General features: G+C 30.7%; 16 protein-coding genes. 13 read left to right on the top strand and 3 right to left on the bottom strand.

Going from position 1 to position 21584, the window contains the following annotated elements:
- Positions 1 to 38 precede the first annotated feature (38 nt).
- From BUA82_RS11880 to BUA82_RS11850, 7 genes are all read left to right on the top strand, one after another.
- Positions 39 to 890, top strand: coding sequence for an undecaprenyl-diphosphate phosphatase (locus BUA82_RS11880; protein ID WP_073008324.1), 852 nt, complete (start codon positions 39 to 41; stop codon positions 888 to 890).
- 15 nt (positions 891 to 905) lie between these two features.
- Positions 906 to 1652 (top strand): ABC transporter ATP-binding protein, encoded by a 747-nt coding sequence (locus tag BUA82_RS11875; RefSeq protein WP_073008321.1) that lies wholly within the window; start codon positions 906 to 908, stop codon positions 1650 to 1652.
- The gene (locus BUA82_RS11870; protein ID WP_073008318.1) at positions 1652 to 3517 is read left to right on the top strand and encodes an FtsX-like permease family protein; all 1866 of its coding nucleotides are present in this window, start codon (positions 1652 to 1654) and stop codon (positions 3515 to 3517) included. The genes BUA82_RS11875 and BUA82_RS11870 overlap by 1 nt, the downstream gene beginning before the upstream one ends.
- Before the next feature lie 45 nt (positions 3518 to 3562).
- Positions 3563 to 4936 carry a GTP pyrophosphokinase gene (locus tag BUA82_RS11865; protein ID WP_073008315.1) on the top strand — a complete coding sequence of 458 codons (1374 nt, stop codon included), beginning with the start codon at positions 3563 to 3565 and terminating at the stop codon, positions 4934 to 4936.
- A 98-nt stretch (positions 4937 to 5034) separates the two neighbouring features.
- Positions 5035 to 6120 (top strand): VanZ family protein, encoded by a 1086-nt coding sequence (locus BUA82_RS11860; RefSeq protein ID WP_073008313.1) that lies wholly within the window; start codon positions 5035 to 5037, stop codon positions 6118 to 6120.
- Positions 6121 to 6283: 163 nt separating this feature from the next.
- Positions 6284 to 6610, top strand: a complete 327-nt coding sequence (locus tag BUA82_RS11855; RefSeq protein ID WP_073008311.1) for a PadR family transcriptional regulator — start codon at positions 6284 to 6286, stop codon at positions 6608 to 6610.
- A gap of 1 nt (position 6611) precedes the next feature.
- Positions 6612 to 7844 (top strand): DUF2812 domain-containing protein, encoded by a 1233-nt coding sequence (locus tag BUA82_RS11850; RefSeq protein WP_073008309.1) that lies wholly within the window; start codon positions 6612 to 6614, stop codon positions 7842 to 7844.
- Positions 7845 to 7930: 86 nt separating this feature from the next.
- Here BUA82_RS11850 and BUA82_RS11845 read toward each other — a convergent pair whose 3' ends face one another.
- From BUA82_RS11845 to BUA82_RS11835, 3 genes are all read right to left on the bottom strand, one after another.
- Positions 7931 to 9313: a DUF5808 domain-containing protein gene (locus BUA82_RS11845; protein WP_073008307.1), complete on the bottom strand. Its 1383-nt coding sequence runs from the start codon at positions 9311 to 9313 to the stop codon at positions 7931 to 7933.
- The gene (locus tag BUA82_RS11840; protein ID WP_073008305.1) at positions 9313 to 9711 is read right to left on the bottom strand and encodes a GntR family transcriptional regulator; all 399 of its coding nucleotides are present in this window, start codon (positions 9709 to 9711) and stop codon (positions 9313 to 9315) included. Before BUA82_RS11840 ends, BUA82_RS11845 begins: the two co-directional genes overlap by 1 nt.
- 195 nt (positions 9712 to 9906) lie before the next feature.
- Complete coding sequence (locus tag BUA82_RS11835) at positions 9907 to 10584, bottom strand: uracil-DNA glycosylase (protein WP_073008302.1); 678 nt, start codon at positions 10582 to 10584, stop codon at positions 9907 to 9909.
- 199 nt (positions 10585 to 10783) lie between these two features.
- Between BUA82_RS11835 and BUA82_RS11830 the strand changes: the two genes are divergently transcribed.
- From BUA82_RS11830 to BUA82_RS11800, 6 genes are all read left to right on the top strand, one after another.
- A complete protein-coding gene (locus tag BUA82_RS11830) occupies positions 10784 to 15553 on the top strand; it encodes a phosphodiester glycosidase family protein (RefSeq protein WP_073008298.1) in 4770 nt (1589 codons plus the stop codon).
- A 105-nt stretch (positions 15554 to 15658) separates the two neighbouring features.
- The gene (locus BUA82_RS11825) at positions 15659 to 15835 is read left to right on the top strand and encodes an HTH domain-containing protein (RefSeq protein WP_073008295.1); all 177 of its coding nucleotides are present in this window, start codon (positions 15659 to 15661) and stop codon (positions 15833 to 15835) included.
- A 155-nt stretch (positions 15836 to 15990) separates the two neighbouring features.
- Entirely contained in the window at positions 15991 to 17355 is a 1365-nt protein-coding gene (locus BUA82_RS11820; RefSeq protein ID WP_143148621.1) for an MATE family efflux transporter, read from the top strand.
- Positions 17356 to 17439: 84 nt separating this feature from the next.
- Positions 17440 to 18333, top strand: a complete 894-nt coding sequence (locus BUA82_RS11815; RefSeq protein ID WP_073008291.1) for an SPL family radical SAM protein — start codon at positions 17440 to 17442, stop codon at positions 18331 to 18333.
- A gap of 83 nt (positions 18334 to 18416) precedes the next feature.
- Positions 18417 to 19325, top strand: coding sequence for a DMT family transporter (locus BUA82_RS11810; protein WP_073008288.1), 909 nt, complete (start codon positions 18417 to 18419; stop codon positions 19323 to 19325).
- A 450-nt stretch (positions 19326 to 19775) separates the two neighbouring features.
- Positions 19776 to 21581, top strand: coding sequence for an ABC transporter ATP-binding protein (locus BUA82_RS11800; RefSeq protein ID WP_073008283.1), 1806 nt, complete (start codon positions 19776 to 19778; stop codon positions 21579 to 21581).
- The last annotated feature ends 3 nt before the right edge of the window (positions 21582 to 21584 follow it).

Here is a 21584-nt window from a genome sequence, read left to right as displayed (position 1 = left end):
TATATAACGATAAATAGTTTATAAGAGGTGGTAATATCATGGAGATAACATTTTTATTAAAAGCGATTTTAATTGCTATAGTTGAAGGAATAACAGAATTTATTCCAGTATCTTCTACAGGACATATGATTTTAGTAGGTTGGGCCATTGATTTTCAAGGAAAATTTGCAAATATGTTTGAAGTTGTAATTCAGCTTGGAGCAATAATGGCAGTGGTGGTATTGTATTGGAAGAAGATTGAAGAAAGTGTAATAGAATTTTTTAGATTTATATTTACCAAAGGAAAATCAGGAAAGACAGGATTTAAATTTGGAGTAAATGTAATTGCAGCATCTATTCCCATGGGAATTGTAGGAGTATTATTTTATGATAAGATAAAATCAAAGTTTATCCCTGAAGCTGTTATAGCAGGATTTATCTTTGGAGGAATATTATTATTAATAATAGAAAGAGCATATAGTAATAAGCCTCTCAAAGTAAGTAGTATAGACAATATAAATCCTATGCAAGCAATAACTGTTGGTATACTACAGCTGCTTAGTGTTTGGCCAGGAATGTCAAGAAGCGCTTCTACAATAATGGGAGGATGGATTGCGGGATTAACCACTCCTATAGCAGCAGAGTTTTCATTTTTCTTAGCTATTCCAGCAATGATGGGATCATCTTTAAAGGAGTTATTTGAGTTTGATTATTCTATAATGACACCTATATTATGGGTTTCCTTAGTGGCAGGATTTGTTGTAGCCTTCTTAGTAGCTTTATTAGTTATTAAAAAGTTTATTAATTATCTTAAAAAGAAGCCAATGAAAGTATTTGCAGTATATAGAATCCTTGCAGGTATTTTACTTGGAATATTAGTATTAACTAAAGTTATTACCTTAACAAAATAGATAGGAGATAATAAGATGAAGGTTTTAGAGGTTAGAAATTTAAGCAAGGTATATGGCAGCAAAGTGATATTTAGTGCTTTGGATAATATAAGCTTTACTATAGAAGAAGGAGAATTTGTAGGAATAATGGGACCATCAGGAAGTGGTAAGACAACCTTGCTGAATATGGTTTCCACAGTAGATAAACCAACTTCAGGAGAAATCTTAATAAGAAGTAAGAACCCTTTAAGCCTTAAAGGTGAGGAGTTGGCTTTGTTTAGAAGGAGAGAATTAGGCTTTGTATTCCAAGACTTCAACCTTTTAGATACTTTAACTGTTGGTGAAAACATAGTACTTCCACTTACTTTAGATGGAGTATCAGTTAATAAGCAGGATTATGAACTTAGTAGAATATCAAGGATACTAGAAATAGAGGATTTAATTAATAAGAGAACTTTTGAAATTTCCGGAGGGCAATCACAAAGAACAGCTATTGCCAGAGCTGTAATCCATAATCCTACCTTGCTGCTGGCAGATGAACCAACAGGAAATTTAGATTCAAAATCTGCCAAAACTGTAATGGAGTTATTTGAAAAAATAAATAAAGAGGAAAAAGTAACAACCATGATGGTAACCCATGATGCCTTATCAGCGAGCTATTGCAGCAGGATTTTATTTATAAAAGATGGTGCTATTTATAATGAGGTTTATAAAGGAGAAAGCAGACAACAGTTTTATCAGGAAATCATAGATGTGCTTGCACTGCTAGGAGGAGGAAACTAATGAATTTTAGAGAGTTTGCTGCTAAAAATGTGCATAGAAATGTAAAAGCATATTTTGCTTATTTTTTAAGCAGCAGTATATCAGCAGCTTTATTGTTTTCCTTTACCATGATTATACTTCATCCAAACCTTGGAGCAATAGATTTACCTGAATATTTAATAAAAGCACTTAATATAACCACAGTAATCGCATACTTATTTTTATTCTTTTTTGTGTTCTATTCAGTAAGCGTATTTTTAAAAAGCAGGTATAAAGAATTTGGAATACTTTATATTATAGGAGCGTCAAAAAAGCAAATACAAAGGATGATAAGTATTGAAAACATGATAATTAGTTCAGTATCTGCACTACTTGGAATAATAGCAGGATTAGTTTTTTCAAAAATACTATTAGCTGTTAGTGGAAAGCTGCTAGGATTTAATGCCCTGGAGTTTTATCTTCCCGTTAAAGCAATGCTTATTACTTTTATAGCTTTTGTAATCATTGGAATAGTAATTTCAATATTTTGCTCATTTATTATAAAAGAAGATATGGTTTTAAAACTCCTTAAAGGAACTAAAAAGCCAAAAACTGAACCAAAGACATCTACCATCCTGGCGATAACATGTGTAGTACTATTAACCACTGGATATTATCTATCGGTTACATCAAGTACCAAGACCTTAGCAGGAAGAATAATACCTGTTACATTAATGGTAATTGTAGCTACATACTTGCTTTTTTCTCAATTAACTATATTTATAATAAAGTTACTTAAAAGAAATAGAACTCTATATATGAAGAAAACATCCGTATTATGGATATCAAATTTACTATATAGAATAAAAGACAATACAAGAATGTTTTTCTTAATTACTATAACTTCCACTGTGGCTCTTGCATCCATAGGATCGGTATATGCTTATTGGAGAGATAAAGAGGCGCAAATAGATAGGAGTTTTCCTCAAGCATTTTTCTTTTCCGATATTTATGATAACAGTAGCATGGTGGATGAAAAAGTTAATTTTATAGAAGGTTCATTGAAAAATGAAGGCATAAAGTATACTAAGGTTAATGATGAAATGAAATTTATTATCCCCAAGGGAGAGAAAGACCAAGTGGTGATAATTAAAGAGGATACTTATAAAAAATTATCATCAATATTATACTTAAATGCTGCTAACCTTAGTGAAAATGAGACTATACTAGCTATGCCTTTAACTAAGCACGGAAGAAAAAATGTCGTTTTAGAGAATATAGAATTAGAAGTTGCTTCAAAACTTGATAAAGGGATAATTCCAGCATTTTATGAAGAAGTTTATGTAGTTAAAGACGAGGCATATGAAAAGATAAAGGGAGTTAAGGTATATTTTAATACAATTAACGTAAAGGATTATAAAAATACGCTAAATATAAGCAATAATTATTATAATAATTTTCCACAGGATAATGTAAATAAATACTACAATAACTTACTGAAATCCGGGATACTAAGAGCTACTAAAGTAGCCTACGGAGTGATTTTGTTCAGCGCCATATTTATAGGACTTATCTTTTTTGTAACCACTGGGAGCTTCTTGTATAATAAATGCTATATGGATATTATAGAAGATAAGAAAAAGTATAATCAGTTAAATAAAATAGGATTAACCTTTAAAGAAATAAAGAAAATATTAAACATTGAGATAGGTGTATTATTTTTATTTCCTTATATAATTGCCGTAATACATTATATATTTGCTATTAGTGCTCTAAAATATGCTTTTGAGTTAAATATAGCTGTACCATCCCTTCAGGTTATATTTATCGTGCTTATTGCACAAATAATATATTTTATTATTATAAGAAAAAATTATTTATTAGAGATTAAAAAGAGTTTATTATAATTTATTTAATTAGTTTCACCTATATAATAATGTTTGGAGGAGTTTATGGAATTAGAATTATTTAATTTTGTAGAAAGTGTTACTGAATATTTGGAGACTTCAAGAAATAAGTTGGAGGAAGCTTGTAGAGATATAAATTTATATTTTGAAAAGGTATTAGAAACTTATAATGAAGGATATTTAAATATTAACTCTAGAGTTAAAGGTACTGACAGCCTAAAGGAAAAAGTGCTTAGGAACGGCTACTATAAGAAATATAAAACTTCTAAGGAACTTATGGATAATCTTTCAGATTTAATAGGTATAAGAATTGAATGCAGATTTATTGAAGATGAAAAGAAGATATATAAGCTTTTAAAGAATCATTTTAATAAGCAAGATGAGGATGGATATTATTATAATTCAGCAAATAAAAATATAAAGCTAGAACTTGTGGGAGAGCAGCCGCAAATACAAAAAAATGGCTTTGAAATATTTAGGATAGATGGTGTTTATAATTTCAATGAAGAAGCCATTAATTTTGAATTGCAAATTAAATCTCTTGTTAATATATTTTGGGGAGAGATTGAGCATAAGGTAATATATAAAAATAATAATTATACCTTGGGAGACGAGTTTATAAAAAATATAATGATATCTATTAAGAAAAATCTATTTATGATAGATAGCCAACTGCTGGCCATAGATAATCAATTTAACAAGTTAAATGCTACAGATCCTACCGTTAGAAAAGATCAGATTCAAAAGGTTTTATCTAAAATAATTTATGATATATACTCAATGAAAATGAAAAACAGCATAGGTTTTATAGTGGATTTTAGAGAATCCTGTGATACTATAATTAAATATATTTTTAGAAGCAATAATGCTGAAAAACTAGATGATTATAGTGAAACTTTATTAAAAACCTTAAATAGGTTGAATGATATTAGTAAAAATAAAGTCAGCTTTAAAAGAGAGATACTTTTTGAAAGGGACATACATTTTAAAGATGAATTTTGCAATATTATAGGCGGAACCATATTGAAATCCATTAATGGGGATTTTAATTGGAACCTTTTCTTTAGGATATTATTCGAAATAGAGCTAGGAAATAATGCTGAGGACTTTGAGAATTTTATAATATTCTTTAGAAATTCATTATACGAGAATATTAATTTTGTAAAATTGTACTCAAAATTTAATTGTGAAGAGGCAGGTAAAATAGTAAACTCACTAATGATAGAAGTGGCACAGTGTTTTAGTAAAATTGATTCAATAAAATTTATATATGATAGAAGCATTGAAGAATTAAAAAATATATTAGATAATGTCATTAACTTAATAGTTAAAAATATAAATTCATATGGACAGTGGGAAAAAGAACAGAAAAATTATTTAAATAGCATTAGCTCAGAAATTCTCACCAAATTAAAGTAAAAAAGATTCTAAAAAGGGTATATCCATAGCTTTCAAAGACCTATGTATGCTCGCAACATTTCCTTTTTTAATAAGATCTAATACACATAGGAGGTTTTATGCAATCATATTTATTTCCAATAAAAATTGCTTTAATAACTTTTCCAATAATTGCATTTGTTTTTACTTTTCCCTTTGCGATTTATCAATATAAAAAGCATGGGTATATAAATAAGTTTAGAATTTTTATTTTATACTCATTCTTATTATATTTAATAGTAGCTTATTATTTAGTAATACTTCCATTGCCTAAGACCAGAGATGTAAAAAGCTTGCAAAGTGCTGACACCGAGTATTATAACTTAATACCTTTTAGATTTATTTATAATATTTTAAAGGAGAGCAAAGTTGTTTGGAACAGTCCATCCACTTATAAGTACATATTTACTGAAAGAGCATTTTTACAGGCGGCTTTTAACGGAGTATTACTTACTCCATTAGGAATTTATTTAAGATATTACTTCAAAAAAGATTTAAAAAGAAATTTACTAATTACTTTTCTAGTTTCACTATTTTTTGAAGTAACCCAAATTACCGCTTTATATGGTATTTATAATGCTCCTTATAGGATTTTTGATATTGATGATTTGTTTTTAAATACTCTTGGAGGATATATTGGATATTTAATAACACCAATGTTTACTTTTTTCCTGCCAAATACAAATGATATTGACAATAATGTAGACTTTGAAAGTATGAGAGTCAGCTATTTTAGAAGGTTTTTAGCATATATTATAGATATGTTTATAATTACACTAATTTTAAGAGGCAAAGAGGATATTTTTATTGAAGCAATAGTGTATTTTATATACTTTATTTTAATGGTGTATTTCACCAATGGTAAAACTATTGGTAAATGGCTTACAGCTACTAAAGTAAAAGGTAAAGAAAATAGGTTAAAGTTTAAAGAAGTACTCTTAAGATATGGTGTTTTATATTTTGGAATATTTGGTTTTAACAAAATTTTATCTACAGTTTCTACTATGAATAAGGGCACTGACATTGGTTATGTAATAATTATTATAACTATTATGCAGTTTATTATAAACATAATCATTGCAGTGCATGTAGGCTTATGTGTACTTAAGAAAGATAGATTTTTTTATGAAAAGCTTAGTAATACTCGTATTATTATTTCAAAATAATAAAAGTTAAAATTGAAATCCATTGGATGCTATAAAGTCATCTATTGGATTTTTTTATAGAATTTTTCCTTTACAACTATGTCACACCGTGATATAGTATAGCCATGATATATCACGACGTGACATAGTGGGTTATGGTATTAAATATGAAAGGAGTATTACTATGAATATGGATGATATTTTAAAGGCATTTATGCCTATGAGTGAAACTGCTTTTTATATTCTTCTTTCATTGACAGAGCCTAGACATGGGTATGGAATAATTCAACATACTTATGATATAACTAATGGCAGGATTAAACTTGGGTCTGGCACTGTATATGGAACCTTAACTAAGATGGAAAAAAGAGGCGTGATCTCTGTATATTCCGATGGGGATAGAAAAACAGTTTATGAGATTACAGAGGTAGGGAAAGGTTTGTTAAAGGAAGAAATTAATAGGATAAAAGAGCTCTACCACAATGCAGTAAAATATGAGGGGGATTTATAGTATGATAGCATTTAGACCGCTTTGGAGTTTAAACGTTAAAAAAACGGAAAAATGGTTAAGTGAAAAGGCAATGCAGGGATATATATTGAAGGATGTAAATATTCTATCCAGGGCTTTTTATTTTGATGAATGTGTAAGAAAAAAGCTTACTTATAGAATATGCTATGAAAATAAAGGGATAAATGAGATACAAAGCTCTTTAAAAAGAGATGGATGGAATACTGCATGTCATAAAAATAAATGGTTCTTCATTAACAATGAAAAGGAAGAAAAAGAAATAAAAGCTTTTCCATCAAGAGAAAGGTTATTAAAGAGAATTAGGATAATAAATTCAGCCTTATCTTTATTGGCAGTTTATTATGGAATAAATACTATTATGTTTTTAGCTTTCTTATTGCCCATGGCAGCAGGGTGGATCTTTGGTGCTGATAATATTAAATATATAAATACATTATCAGATAAAGATGTACATGTGAGCGGAATTTCTTATTTTACTCTTAGATCTATAGTTGATGCTATTGTAATGATAAGTATAGTATCACTTATGTTGCTTTTTATGTTCATGCTTAAAAAGAGAGAAAATGAATTAAAAAGAGATTATAGTACAAGCGATGCTGATCCTAGTGAAACACCATTGGTTAAATCTAAGAACTTTGAAAAAGAAGCTTTAAATCTTCCAGAAGAATTTAAGGTAATAAAGAAAATAAATAAAAATTGGATATATGAACCAGACAAGCTGGAAAAATGGCTGGAGACCATGGAAGAAAAAGGTTTAAATTTATATAATATTAATAAATTAGGAAACACCTTTTATTTTGTAGAAGGCAGCCCTAGAAAAGTCAGATGCATAGTAGACTATGAGTATATTGCTAAAGAGTCCAGCAAAGAAATATATATGCAGGATGGCTGGAGGGACATTTATAGAACTAAAGGAAGTATAACTAAATATACTTTATGGAGTAAAGAATATTTAGATAACGCACCAGAGATATATACAGAAAAAGAGGACAAGGTTCATAATGCAAAGAAGATATTAATAACTTATTCCATATTAATGGCCTTTATTATAGTATTATTTACGCCTCTTTTAGTGAAGCAAATTAAATTTATTATGGAATATGGATGGAAGGTAATATGGATTATATTTTTTACCTTGATTCCTTTTAGCATATTTTTTAACTACTACTTCAAAGTTTTAAGTTTCTTTAACAGAGTAAGAAACTCAGTTGTTTAGATATAAGATTACATTAATTTTATCCACATACGCGTATATAAAATTGTAAAGATACAAGCTTTTGCTTGTATCTTTATGCCATTTTATTACTTAATCCTTTCTAAAAGCATATTATAGTATCTTTCCGTGGCATCCTTAGTTTTTCCATTTAGAAAAACATACATATTATCGAGCTTTATTACTATGAAAGGTGGATTTTCGTTATATACATACATTTTTGACTTGCCATAATTATTTAAATTGTAATTTCCTAAATTATATCTATCAGTACTAGCTCCGTTGGTTCTAGGCCCTCTGGGCAGCGTATCAATTTTTTTAACTTCTTTCACATCATTAATATTAAAGCTATAACCGTATACTGGAGCAGAAATCTTAGCTGTATCACCATCTATGGTCAGTTTAAATTCTGAGGTATCAAAGATAATGAACATGATACTTAAGAATAAAACTAAAGAAATGGTTAGTCCATAAATAATAAAAGTCATGAGTTTTGCTTTCTTATTAGCCATATTAAAAGTAAAGCCGTAACCAATACGTTTCTCAACACTTACCCTAGTATCATTTGGATTATAATAATATCCTTTTTCCCAGTAGTCATCATCATCTGTGTAAATAGGATTTTCAGAAGCTATGGATAGCGTATTTTGTTCCTCTCTAATTTTTTTGTGGGTGCTAATAATTAAGAATAAACTAACTATAGTGTATAAAGCAATGTTAATTATAAATAATATAGTATTTGAATAAATGTTTAGAGTATATAAAACAGTTAAAACGTTTGTAATAGCTGTTATAGAGGCTATAATAATCCAACATCTAGACCATAATCTTTTGTGTAAATAATTACAGTATAAATTAATTTCAGTGTTTTGGCTGTAAACTACAGACCTTTTAGAGGAGTATGATTTGTATAAATATAAAAAAGGTACAATAAGAAGTAGTGGGATTAAAGATACGAATATACTACTTGCATTAAAATATTTTTTTGAAGTAATAACCATAAGTATAGGTATAAAACTTATTATAAAGGATGGGATAAAATAAAACTTTGAAACAGGCATTTTGTTTTTTATTCTAGATACTTTTGTATCTACAGACACAATGCGTTTTGTTCCAAGAAACCAATTATTGTTTTTCTTAAGGGTAAATAGCTCTTTAAAATATTTAATATAAAGTTTGTGGTTAAAATATAATAAAGCAGCTATGCATATAAATGTATATGCCATATAGAAGGATGTATAATTTTTAATTAATAATGTAGGAATTGAAATTACTACAAATATTAAAATTAAAAGTCTAGATAGTTTTTTATACTTAGCCACAATATTTTTAACTAAAATATCATCTAAATGTCCGTAGGGTAAGGTAACCCCTAAGATAATATTATTATTTGCTTTTGAAGCGCTTTCATTTGTAGCCAATAAAGCTATGGCAAAAATTATAATAGTAGAAAGGAAGATTATAGATACCATTAAACCTCACATCCTTTTATATTTATTCCATCCATGTTGTTAAAGATTTTTTCACATAAGTCTATAAAGTCTTTTTTGTTAACTCCTTTTATTCCTGACTCTGCAATTAAAAGGGATAAGTCTATCTCTAGCTTTTCTTTAAATTCTCCATTGATATCCAAAGTAGGATTAATTTTTGCACCATGTCTACGGTCAATTTCAATATACCCTTCATTTTTAAGAATATTATATGCCTTTGATACCGTCATCATGTTAACCCCAATATCTTCAGCCATTTGGCGAACTGTAGGTAAACTTTCACCAAGAGTTAAATTGCCTTTACCTATGCCCATAACTATTTCATTACGCAACTGCACATAGATAGGAATTGAACTAGTCATATCAAGATTAATTATCATAATAAGACTCCTTATTTAATATTTTTGTATTGTTTGTATTATATATAGTAATACAAACAATATAATAAGTCAATGACGTTTGATAAAATAGGTTAACAAGTTAAAATATTGTCCAAAAATATAATCAATATAAAAACTTACAATGTATGAGTAAGTTTTTATATTGATTATTTTAAATGTATTTATTAATTAATTTTAAGGTAAGTTCTCTATTTGCCAATCAACGGGCTTAATCCCTTTGGAAACTAAAAAGTTATTAGCCTTAGAAAAAGGTTTGCTTCCAAAAAATCCTCTGTATGAGGAAAGGGGACTTGGATGAGGAGATTTTAAAATTAAGTGATTTGGGTTGGTAATTAAATTTATTTTTGACTGGGCATTGCTGCCCCATAAAATAAATACCATGGGTTCTTCTCTTAAATTTAGCAGGGAAATTACCCTGTCTGTAAAGTGTTCCCAGCCCATATTCTTGTGAGAATTTGCATTTCCAGCTACTACTGTTAAGACAGTATTAAGCAGTAAAACCCCTTCATCTGCCCATTTCTTTAAATATCCGTTATTAGGGATATAACAGCCTAAATCATCTTTAAGTTCTTGAAAAATATTAATAAGGGAAGGAGGTGGTGCTATTCCTGGTTTTACAGAAAAGCTAAGACCATGGGCCTGACCTTTACCATGATAGGGGTCTTGACCTAGAATTGCTACTTTCACATCCTTGTATGCAGTATAATGAAGTGCATTAAAAATGTCATACATATCTGGGTATATGGTTTTGCTACGGTATTCTTTTATAAGAAAAGTTCTTAACTCTTTGTAATAATCCTTATTAAATTCATCTTTGAGTATTTCATTCCAATCATTATCAAACTTTATCATAATCATCACCTAACACTAATTATAACACGGAGTTATTTTAAGCACTAGTTTCTTTGGTTATTTAACAAAGCCAATGTAAATATTATGTAAAATATATTAAGAAAAGTTAAGATTTGTTATAAAAATATACATAATATGTTACACTTTTTCTTGAAGTGGAAATGTACATATAACAATAAAGTCCATTAGGAGGGGTGTTATGCATAAAAAATCAAAGTTTAAAAGTTGTAGTGTAATTTTAGCGCTATCTATATTTTTAAACTTTACATCTACAATAATTGTACAAGCCTTAGGAGATTTTGGCTTTACGTCATCAGTAATTTCTAAAACTATAAATAGTTATAATGTAGCCTTGGCTCCAGGAGTTGTAGAAAAAAGTTATAGCTTTAAAGATAATGAGGGGAAAAGGGTAGAGGCTTTTGTAATAGAAGTAGATACCAAGAACCCAAAGGTTAGTATAGAAGCAGCAACGCCAAAAGATGCTGCAGAACCAGGGCTAGAAACTGTAAGACAGCAAGCAAATACAATAATCAGCAAAGGGGAGCAAGTAGTAGCAGGGGTTAATGCTGATTTTTATAATATGGCTACTGGTGAGCCCATAGGGACAGTTATCAAAGATGGAGTTATAGTGAAAGAGCTGTCACAAGGATGGAAGTTCTTTGGAATAAAAAAAGATGGTACTCCTGTAATAGGAGATTATGATATATATTCACAAGTAAAAGGCAATTTAGAAGAGGCCCTAGGTGGTAAGTCTATATTAGTTAAAGAGGGAAAGGTATTTGAAACTCCGCAAACTGGAGCAGACAGAGAGCCTAGGACCGCAGTGGGAATAAATAAGGATGGAAAGGTGTTTTTCGTAACGGTGGATGGCAGGCAGGAGCCTTATTCAGCAGGATTATCCATGACTAATTTAGCAAACTTGATGATTTCTATGGGAGCAGTGGAAGCACTAAATTTAGATGGAGGAGGCTCTTCCACACATCTTGCAAGAGTTCCAGGTACAGATAGCTTAGAAGTAAAAAATAGTCCTTCTGATATGGGGGAAAGAAGCGTTGCCAACTCTTGGCTTATAGTATCAAAAGAACCAATAACTCATACTTTTAGCAGTGCTTATATAGAACCCAGTGAAAAGTCCTTTACTCCAAACTCAATAATAAACTTCAAGGCAAAAGGCAGGGATTTAGCAGGAGCCTCTGCTAATTTGCCGGAAAACGGATTACAATGGGTATTATCAGATAACAGCTTTGGCGCTATTGATGGAAAAACAGGAGTATTTAAATCCAATGGAAAACAAGGACAATTTAAGGCTCAGCTATTGTACAATAATAAAAATGTAGGAGAAAGCAATGTGGAAATTGCTGTTCCTAATGAATTATATTTCTATTCTAAAGAATTGAGTATGGACATAAAAGAAAGCAAAGCTTTAGGATTACAGGTATTGTTTAATGGAAGAACAGTAAAAGTAAATAAAGAGGATATTATATGGGAAATACCTGAAGGCATGGGTAACATAGATGAAAACGCAGTTATAACCGCAGGAGATAAGAGTATTTCAGGAACCATTAAGGCTAGTATAAAAGGGACAAGCCTTAATGCTTCTATAAACGTAACTGTAGGTCAACTACCCATAGTACTAGAGGGTTTTGAACAAGGACTTGGAGCTTGGAAGGTATCCACTGCTGGCCGTGGAGAAGAGGGAAGCTTGTCACTGACAGATTATCCTAAAGAGCCTGCCAGATTTGACGCACATTCTTTAAAGATTAATTACGATTTTACTAAGGCGCAGCAAGGAACAACCTTAGGAGTATATGCTGGCCCAGGCAAAAACATAGCCATACCAGGAAATCCTAAAGCCATAGGGGCATGGGTATATGCCACTGAAGAAGCTAAAGGCTACTGGTTAAGAATGAATATAATAGACGGGGCAGGAAAATCAAAAACCGTAGACTTCACAGGGCAAAAGCCAGGTATAGACTGGATAGGATGGAAGTATGTTGAGGCTGAAATTCCTAGTACTTTCATTTCACCTTTTTCATTGCATTCAACACAAACCATAAGAATAATGTCTTTAAAGTCAGGATTAGAAGGACCTATGACAAAAGGAGCTCTTTATGTAGACAACATTAGAGCGATATATGGAAGCAAAGTTGATGATTTATACCCTCCAATAGTAGAAGATATAAATGTTACAGATAAAGTGTATAAAAATAATCAAGTTAACATTACTGCAAAAATATATGATTATGCTGATGATCCTTATAAATCAGGAATAAATTGGGATAGAACAAGAATTTTTGTAGATGGTATAGATTATACAGAAAAGAAAGGTTACTATTCCTATGACAAGGATGGAAGCATGGCTTTAACTGGTCTTAAATGGGCAGATGGAACCCATAAGGTTTTAATAGCAGCTCAAGATAACTTTGGAAACGAAAAGGAAAGCACTGCCTATTTTAAAGTAGATACAGCTTCTACCAATGTAGATTTATTACCAGTAGGTGAAAAAGCTATATTAGGTGGAAAGCTTCAATTAGAATTTAAAGCCAAAGAAACAGCAGACCTTAAGAGCTTTAATTTAAAAATTGTCATAGATAAAGTATATCCTGTGAGCAGTGTAGATTTTTCTTCCGGAGTATCCAATGGAAGCTGGAATTATGATAAAAACACAGGGATATTAGAAGTAAAGGGAGATAACTCCAGCTTAAAGGGAAAGGAAGATACTATAGCTTTAATAAACATCAATATACCTAATAGTGTAACTAAGGGAGCAGTAGTAAAATATAATCTGTTACCCTCTTCCTTAGAATATAAAAGCAGCAAAGAAGATAACTTTGTTAAGAGTTTTTCTGTAAAGACTTCAGAGGTCCCAGTTATAGAAGCTTTTAATATAATACCTGAAGAAATCATGGTAGGAAAGGCTGCAGTAATTAAGGTTTTAGATTTAAAAGGAAATCCTGCAGAAGCTGTTAATGTTATTGTGGAAAAGGCTGATGGTACAAAGACCGTATTGGGTATAACTTCCCCAGAAGGTTATGTAAAAAGTGACGAACTTACAAAAGAAGTTCAAAAAATAAGTATCTATGCTGAAAAGGATGGATTAAGCTCCTTTAAGCTTCAAACCCAAACGTATCTTCCTCTAAAAGAGGCTATGCCAAGCAATATAATTTTTACAGCAGGAGAGGATGGGAAAACCCAAAAGGTTATTTCCTGGATTTCCAATCCCTTATTATCTAAGGAAAAGGCTCAAGCACAAGCTGCATTGAAAAATGAGTATTTAGAAAAGGGAGAAAATGCATTTAAATCTGTAGAGGGCGAATATAAAGATCATATCTTTAAAGGTAACAGCGATATCACTAAAAACGGTATTGCAAGATTAAACACAGTTAAGCTTTCTCAGTTAGAGTCTGATACAGAGTATGTGGTAAGGGTTGGAGATGGAGAAGTTTGGAGTGATAACTTAGAGTTCAAAACCCTAAAGGAAAAGGATAGTTTTAAATTTGTAGTTCTGGGTGATACTCAATCTCCAACAATGGAAGGCTTATCACAGCTTGATACCATATTAAATTCTCTGAATAATGATCAAGAAAAACCGGATTTTCTAGCTCATTTAGGAGACTTTATAGATGATGCAGCAGTATTTCAGCAATGGGATTATATAACTAGTGTTTTTGAAAAATATAAGGGTATAAATTCAGTAGATACTGTACAAGTTCTTGGAAACCATGAATATATGGGAGATCCAGAGGCAGTAATGGCAAAGACCTATTTTAATAATCCTAAAAATGGATTAAAGGAGAATTTAGGAGGAGTATACTCTGCAGAATATAACAATGTACATGTGAGCGTAATCAGCTTTACTTCTGATAAGGAATTATTACAGAAAGAGCTACAGTGGTTAAGAGAAGACATTAAAAAATCCACTAAAAAGTTTAATATACTATTAACACACCAACCGCCATTCTTTACAAATCCAGATGGAGGAAATGCATTAATTAGAGAGATGCTTCCACCGGTAATTGATGAACTTGGAATTGACTTAGTATTTTCAGGTCATGATCATGCTTATGGAAGGACAAAGCCATTAAAGAATGGAAAAGAAAATAAGGCTGGAGCAACCTATGTGGTAGCTGGGACTACAGGTACAAAGCATTATCAAGCGGTAAATGATGGAAGTTTTCAGGTATATAATGATGAAAATACAGCTATTTATACCACTGTAGAGATAGAGGGAGACATAATGAAGGTGGTAGTAAAGAAAACAGATGGGACAATAGTTGATGAATTTACAATAAATAATGAATCACCTGGAGTTTCTGCAGATTTAAAAGGCGGGCTGTTTAATAAAGATATTTCGGTAAATCTTTTATCAGAGGATAAAGGTGCGAAAATATATTATACCTTAGATGGCAGTGACCCTACTGAAGAAAGTATTGAATATAAGGATACATTAAATATCAAAGAAACTACAACCTTAAAGTTTACAGCTATAAATGAAAGAGGTAAAAAATCATCCATAATTAAAGAAGAATATGTAATAGATAAGGTGGTTCCTAAAATAGAAATAACTGGAGTGGAAGATGGGGGTATTTACAAAGAAAAAGTAAAGCCTCAGATAGTGATAGATGATGAAACGGCTAATGTATTTATAACCTTAAACGGAAATGAGTATAAGGGAGAAGAAATAACAAAGGAAGGAAGCTATCAATTAGTTGTTATGGCTAAAGATAAGGCTTCTAATGAAACTATTAAAGAAGTTTCTTTCACAATAAAGAAAGACATAGTAGAAGTACCAAAAGAAGATAATATACCTCCTGCCGATAATAATAATACACAGAAAGAAGATAATAAGCCACAGGTTAATGATAATTTACCTAAAACAGGTTATTTATATGATACAACTTTAATACTATTAATAGGAGCAGTTGCCTTAGGGATAGGCTTGGCTGTAAAAAGAAAGAGAGCATCTTAATTATAAAAGAAAATAGGTATTTTTTAAAAGTAATTATACTTGGAAAGAGAAGAATTTCTAGATATAATATTAAATAATACCATTTTACTTAAGGAGATGATAAATATGGATGCAAAAGAATTGGTACTAGAAACCTTAAAAAAGTCCAATGAGCCTATGAAAGCTGGAGAGATAGCAGAAGCAACAAACATAGACAAGAAGGAAGTAGATAAAGCTCTAAAAGCTTTAAAGACAGAAGAAAAAATAAATTCTCCAAAAAGATGCTACTATTCAGCAAATTAACTAATCAAATGAAGCAGATGAGAAATAATACTAAATTTCTCATCTGCTTTTTAGGTTTACATATAATTCTAAAGCTTATATAATACATTTAAATGCTTCCAGTATTGCTGAAGCTTGAAGGATAATTATGGACTTGAAAGAACGGAGAGATAAAGATGAAAGATATGGAGAATTCATTGGCTACTGAGCCTGTGGGAAAATTACTTTTTAAATTGGCTCTGCCTGCTATTACAGCACAGATTATCAATGCACTTTATAATATTGTGGATAGAATGTACATAGGCAGAATGCCGGAGAATGGATCCTTGGCTTTAGCAGCATTAGGTATAGCTTTTCCAATTATAATGATAATATCTGCTTTTGCGGCACTTATTGGCATGGGGGGAGCTCCAATAGCTGCTATAAAAATGGGAGAAGGCAATAAAGATGAAGCGGAGAAAATACTTAGTAATTCTTTTATTTCCCTGTGTATTATTTCTGCAGTACTTATGATGGTATTCTTTTTTACAAAGAAAGATCTTTTAACTTGGTTTGGAGCTACTGCTAACACTCTAACCTTTGCAGATGAGTATTTTTCTATTTACTTGTTAGGTACATTGTTTGTGCAAATAAGTTTAGGACTAAACTCTTTTATAAGTGCTCAAGGTTTTGCGAAAATTAGTATGATCACAGTGCTTGTTGGAGCTATAACCAATATTATTTTAGATCCAATTCTTATCTATGGATTTAATATGGGAGTAAGAGGAGCTGCTATTGCAACTATTTTTTCTCAATTAATATCTGCTTTATGGGTACTTAAATTTTTATTTAGTAAAAAGAGTATTATTAAAATTAAAAAGAAGTTTTTTAAATTGGAGAAGAAAATTATACTTCCAGTGCTAGCTCTTGGTATTTCTCCATTTATTATGCAATCTACCGAAAGCTTAGTGCAACTTACCCTAAATTCAGGTATGAAAAAGTACGGAGGAGCTAATGCAGATCAACTGGTAGGTGCTCTCTCTATTATTGTAAGCAGTATGCAATTTTTACTAATGCCTATAATAGGGATTGCACAAGGAGCTCAGCCGATTATAAGCTATAATTACGGAGCAGGAAATATGCAAAGAGTGAGGAAGGCATTTAGACTATTACTTTTAAGCTCTATGATTTATTCAACAGTGATGTGGGCTTTAGCTATGCTAACCCCTCAAATTTTCGTGGGTATTTTCTCTAATGATCCTAACCTTTTAGAATTAGGAAAGTACGGAATGAGAATATTTATGGCTGGTTCACTTTTGATGGGAGCGCAATTTGCTTGTCAAAATACCTTTGTTGCCTTGGGACAAGCTAAGATATCCATGTTCTTGGCTTTATTAAGAAAAATAATCTTGCTTATACCACTAGCTATTATCTTACCAGTATTCTGGGGAACAAAAGGAATATTAATAGCAGAGCCTATTGCAGATATTACTGCAGCGGTGACCACAACCATTGTATTTATAGTATTTTCAAGAAAAAATCTAGTAGAAAACAAAAAATAATTCTAACAAATAAAATATGACATATACCTGTCATATTTTATTTGTTATTATAGAGAAAATGATAAATAAGGATAGGATTTTAATATGGAGTATATAGCTGCAAAGTCAATTATATCTCAGTATGTAGAGAATAATTCATGGTTTGGTATAAATTATAACATGAACATTTATAAGGGCTGCTGTCATGGGTGTATTTACTGTGATTCCAGAAGTGAATGCTATGGAATAGAAGATTTTGATAAGGTGAGAGCTAAGGAAAACGCTATTGAAATTATAAGAAAAGAGTTAAAAGGTAAGAGAAGAAAAGGCGTTATTGGCACAGGAGCCATGAGTGACCCTTATAATCCATATGAAAAAAAGCATATGCTTACAAGAGATGCTCTTAAGCAAGTGAATAATTATAATTTTGGAATAGCCATAGCTACTAAAAGCACTTTGGTTACTAGAGATATTGATATATTAAAGAAAATTAAAGAGCACTCACCAGTATTAGTAAAGATTACTATTACAACCTTTGATGATGAACTATGCAAAAAGTTAGAGCCTAAGGTGCAGGTGTCCAGTGAAAGATTTAAAGCCATAAGAGAATTATCTGATAATGGAATCTATACAGGAATATTACTTATGCCCATACTTCCATTTGTAAATGATACTGAGGACAATATTAAAAATATAGTAAAAAATGCTTATGAAAGTGGAGCAAAGTTTATTTTTGCCTATGGAATGGGGGTAACCCTTAGGCAAAATCAAAGGGATTATTATTATGAAGAATTAACAAAATTGTTTCCAGAAGAAAAGCTAGTTAAAAGATATATGGAAACTTACGGAAATAGATATAAATATGCATCCATTAATGATAAAAAATTATGGGAAGTATTTACTCATGAGTGCAAAAAATATGGATTATTGTATAAAATGAAGGATATTATATCAGGTTACAAAAGCGGTTATGAAAAACAGCAAATTAGCTGGTTTTAGTAAAAATATTCAAAAGTAAAGACATATACTCAATAATCATATTATAATAATGCTATAAACATTACGTAAAAGGGGATGAATAAGTGAATAATAAGAGATTTGCACATTTTTTAGCATTAATTATTATGTTAGTGTGGGGTATGTCTTACTTAAGCATAAAAGTGGTAGTATCAGAGATTAATCCTACGGTATCAGCATTTTATAGATTTTTTATTGCAGCAATTATTTTGTTTATAGTTTTAAAGGTAAAATTTCCACAGGAAAAAGTGTTAAAAGAAGATAGATTAAGGATGGCCTTAGGAGGATTATTTGGAGTAGCATTATATTTTTTCTTTGAAAATTATTCTGTTTTCTTTACCAGTGCCTCTAATGTGGCTATATTAATATCAACTATACCAATATTTACACTGTTTTCTCAAAGAATTATATTTAAAGAAAAGTTAACCTTGTATAAGGTCATTGGAGCTGCCTTAAGTGTTATTGGAATAATAATTATTATAGCTTCAAAAGAGAGAATAAGCTTATTTTCCACAGGGACCCTAGGAGATTTGATGGCATTGGGAGCAGCCCTTTGCTGGGTGGTTTATAACGTAGTCACTTCTAAGTTTAAGGGAAATTATAAAAGTATAACCGTCACTACCTATCAGGCTATTTGGGGGTGTATATTTTTATCACCTTCATTATTGTTTTATAAAGCTATAATACCTTCTAGAAATGCAGTGCTTAATTTACTATTTCTCTCTGTATTCTGCTCTTGTGTAGCTTATGCTATTTATATTTATTGCCTTCCAAAGCTTGGGCCTACAGTTCTAACTACTTATATAAATTTACAGCCTATAGTAAGTTTAATAAGTGCAAAATTATTACTTCAAGAAGAGGTTACCATATACCAAGTGTTTGGAAGTTTAATTATAATTGCAGGAGTGTTTATCGTAAGCTTTGGAGAAAAGCTAAGGATAAGTAAGTGGATTAATTTTAAGTTTAGTTCTTAAAGTTATATATTAGAAATTATATAGGATTTTGGGTATTTATATATTTATTTTAAAAATGTATTGCTATTTGGAAAATTAAAGCATATAATGGAAATGTATTAAATCTTAATTATTAAAGAACGGAGGTCGCGAACATGTTAGCCAATATTAAATATGCAGCTATCAATGGAATTTTAAACGTACAACTTAATCAATTATATATGCACGACCTAGGTGGGGTTCTTTAATAAATTTCTTTGTTAATGTATGCAAGCCATAGGTGGTGTTACCTATGGCTTTTTATATTTTGGAGGGTTTTATTAAAATTATTATGCTTGCATAAAAATTATAATATTTACTTAAAAACAATCCTTTGTTTATTAAGCCTTGGAATAGATTTCCTGGGCTTTTTATTTTTATTATTTTTAATTTTTATTTTATTTAAGAGAGAAAGAAAGTTGGTGAATCACATTGAAAAAACTTTTAAAACTAATTAAAGGAAATATTGCCCTATATATTGCTGCCATTATTTCTATAGCAATATCAACCTTTATAGCAATGCTAGAACCTATGATTATAAAAATTACCATAGACTCTATCATTGCCAACAATCCATTAAATGCACCAGAACCTATAGAAAATTTAATAAAATTACTAGGTGGTAGAGAAGTGCTTTGGAGAAATTTATGGATATGCTCCCTATGTTTAGTGATCTTAACTACCACTAGAGGAATCTTTTTATTCCTAAGGGGAAAGTTATCTTCTCAAGCTGCTGAAAATATAGCAAAGAATGTAAGAGAGAAGCTTTATGACCATATACAAAACCTGCCTTATGGCTATCATGTAAACTCAGAATCTGGTGATTTGATACAAAGATGCACCTCTGATGTAGATACTGTAAGAAGATTTTTTGCCATGCAGCTAGTTGATATAGGCAGAGCGGTGTTTATTGTAGCATCGGCATTAATAATGATGCTATCTTTAAACAAAAAAATGACTCTTATTGCTATGTGTATAGTGCCTTTAATATTCTTGTTTTCATATATCTTTTTTTACAAGATAAAATATAATTTTGAGAAGGCTGATACGCAAGAAGGAGTTTTAACTTCCATACTTCAAGAAAACTTAAGCGGAGTAAGAGTGGTAAAAGCTTTTGGAAGGCAAACCTTTGAAATAGAAAAGTATGAAAAAGAAAACAAAAAATATAGAGATTTAAACTATAAACTAATAAATTTACTTTCAAATTATTGGTCCATATCCGATTTACTTTGTATGGTTCAAATTGGACTAGTTTTAATATCAGGGATATATTTTGCTAATAAAGGTGAGATAAGTCTAGGTACCCTGGTGGTTTTTAACACCTATGAAGGGATGCTGTTATGGCCTGTAAGACAGCTAGGAAGAATCTTATCAGATATGGGTAAAATGTCTGTTTCTCTAGGAAGAATTACAAATATTCTTGATACACCTGTAGAGCAAGAGTATGGAAAGGCTTTAAAGCCAGAAATTAAAGGAGAAATAAGCTTTGAGAATGTAAGTTTCCAATATGAAAAGGATACTGAAATAATAAAGGACATTAGCTTTAATGTTAAAAAAGGTGAAACTATTGCTATTGTAGGGCCTACAGGTTCTGGAAAGTCTTCATTAGTTCATCTTTTATTAAGACTTTATGACTATAATAGCGGTTCCATTAAAATTGACGGTATAGAGCTTAAGGATATTGAAAGAAAGTGGATAAGAAGTAATATTGGCATTGTGCTTCAAGAACCATTTCTTTATTCAAGAACTATAAAGGAAAATATTAAAATAGCAAAGTTAGATGCTAAAGATATAGAAATTGAAAAGGCAGCTACTGCTGCAGCAGTGCACGAGGTTATAACTTCCTTTGAAAGAGGTTATGATACTGTGGTTGGAGAAAAAGGAGTGACCCTGTCAGGAGGACAAAGGCAAAGAGTAGCCATTGCCAGAACTCTTATAAAAAATATGCCTATACTTATTTTTGATGATTCTTTAAGTGCTGTAGATTCTGGCACGGACAGAATAATTAGAGAAGAATTAAAAAAGCAAAGTAAGGACAACACAACTTTTATAATCTCTCATAGAATATCTACAGTTATGAGTGCTGACAAAATAGTAGTTTTAAACCATGGTGAAATAGAAAATATCGGTAACCATGAAGAGCTAGTTAAAAAAGAAGGGGTTTATAAAAGAATATGGGAAATTCAAAACTCCTTAGAAGACTTTAATGAAGAAGACATGAAAGCTTCTAATGAATAGAAG

Source organism: Clostridium amylolyticum, assembly GCF_900142075.1.
Lineage (GTDB): Bacteria > Bacillota > Clostridia > Clostridiales > Clostridiaceae > Clostridium_AA > Clostridium_AA amylolyticum.
This window is presented reverse-complemented; position numbering and strand designations above follow the sequence as displayed.

Excerpts from the sequence above, each read along its gene's own strand:
- BUA82_RS11880 (WP_073008324.1), top strand. The coding sequence starts at position 39 with ATGGAGATAACATTTTTATTAAAAGCGATTTTAATTGCTATAGTTGAA.
- BUA82_RS11875 (WP_073008321.1), top strand. The coding sequence starts at position 906 with ATGAAGGTTTTAGAGGTTAGAAATTTAAGCAAGGTATATGGCAGCAAA.
- BUA82_RS11870 (WP_073008318.1), top strand. The coding sequence starts at position 1,652 with ATGAATTTTAGAGAGTTTGCTGCTAAAAATGTGCATAGAAATGTAAAA.
- BUA82_RS11865 (WP_073008315.1), top strand. The coding sequence starts at position 3,563 with ATGGAATTAGAATTATTTAATTTTGTAGAAAGTGTTACTGAATATTTG.
- BUA82_RS11860 (WP_073008313.1), top strand. The coding sequence starts at position 5,035 with ATGCAATCATATTTATTTCCAATAAAAATTGCTTTAATAACTTTTCCA.
- BUA82_RS11855 (WP_073008311.1), top strand. The coding sequence starts at position 6,284 with ATGAATATGGATGATATTTTAAAGGCATTTATGCCTATGAGTGAAACT.
- BUA82_RS11850 (WP_073008309.1), top strand. The coding sequence starts at position 6,612 with ATGATAGCATTTAGACCGCTTTGGAGTTTAAACGTTAAAAAAACGGAA.
- BUA82_RS11845 (WP_073008307.1), bottom strand. The coding sequence starts at position 9,313 with ATGGTATCTATAATCTTCCTTTCTACTATTATAATTTTTGCCATAGCT.
- BUA82_RS11840 (WP_073008305.1), bottom strand. The coding sequence starts at position 9,711 with ATGATAATTAATCTTGATATGACTAGTTCAATTCCTATCTATGTGCAG.
- BUA82_RS11835 (WP_073008302.1), bottom strand. The coding sequence starts at position 10,584 with ATGATAAAGTTTGATAATGATTGGAATGAAATACTCAAAGATGAATTT.
- BUA82_RS11830 (WP_073008298.1), top strand. The coding sequence starts at position 10,784 with ATGCATAAAAAATCAAAGTTTAAAAGTTGTAGTGTAATTTTAGCGCTA.
- BUA82_RS11825 (WP_073008295.1), top strand. The coding sequence starts at position 15,659 with ATGGATGCAAAAGAATTGGTACTAGAAACCTTAAAAAAGTCCAATGAG.
- BUA82_RS11820 (WP_143148621.1), top strand. The coding sequence starts at position 15,991 with ATGAAAGATATGGAGAATTCATTGGCTACTGAGCCTGTGGGAAAATTA.
- BUA82_RS11815 (WP_073008291.1), top strand. The coding sequence starts at position 17,440 with ATGGAGTATATAGCTGCAAAGTCAATTATATCTCAGTATGTAGAGAAT.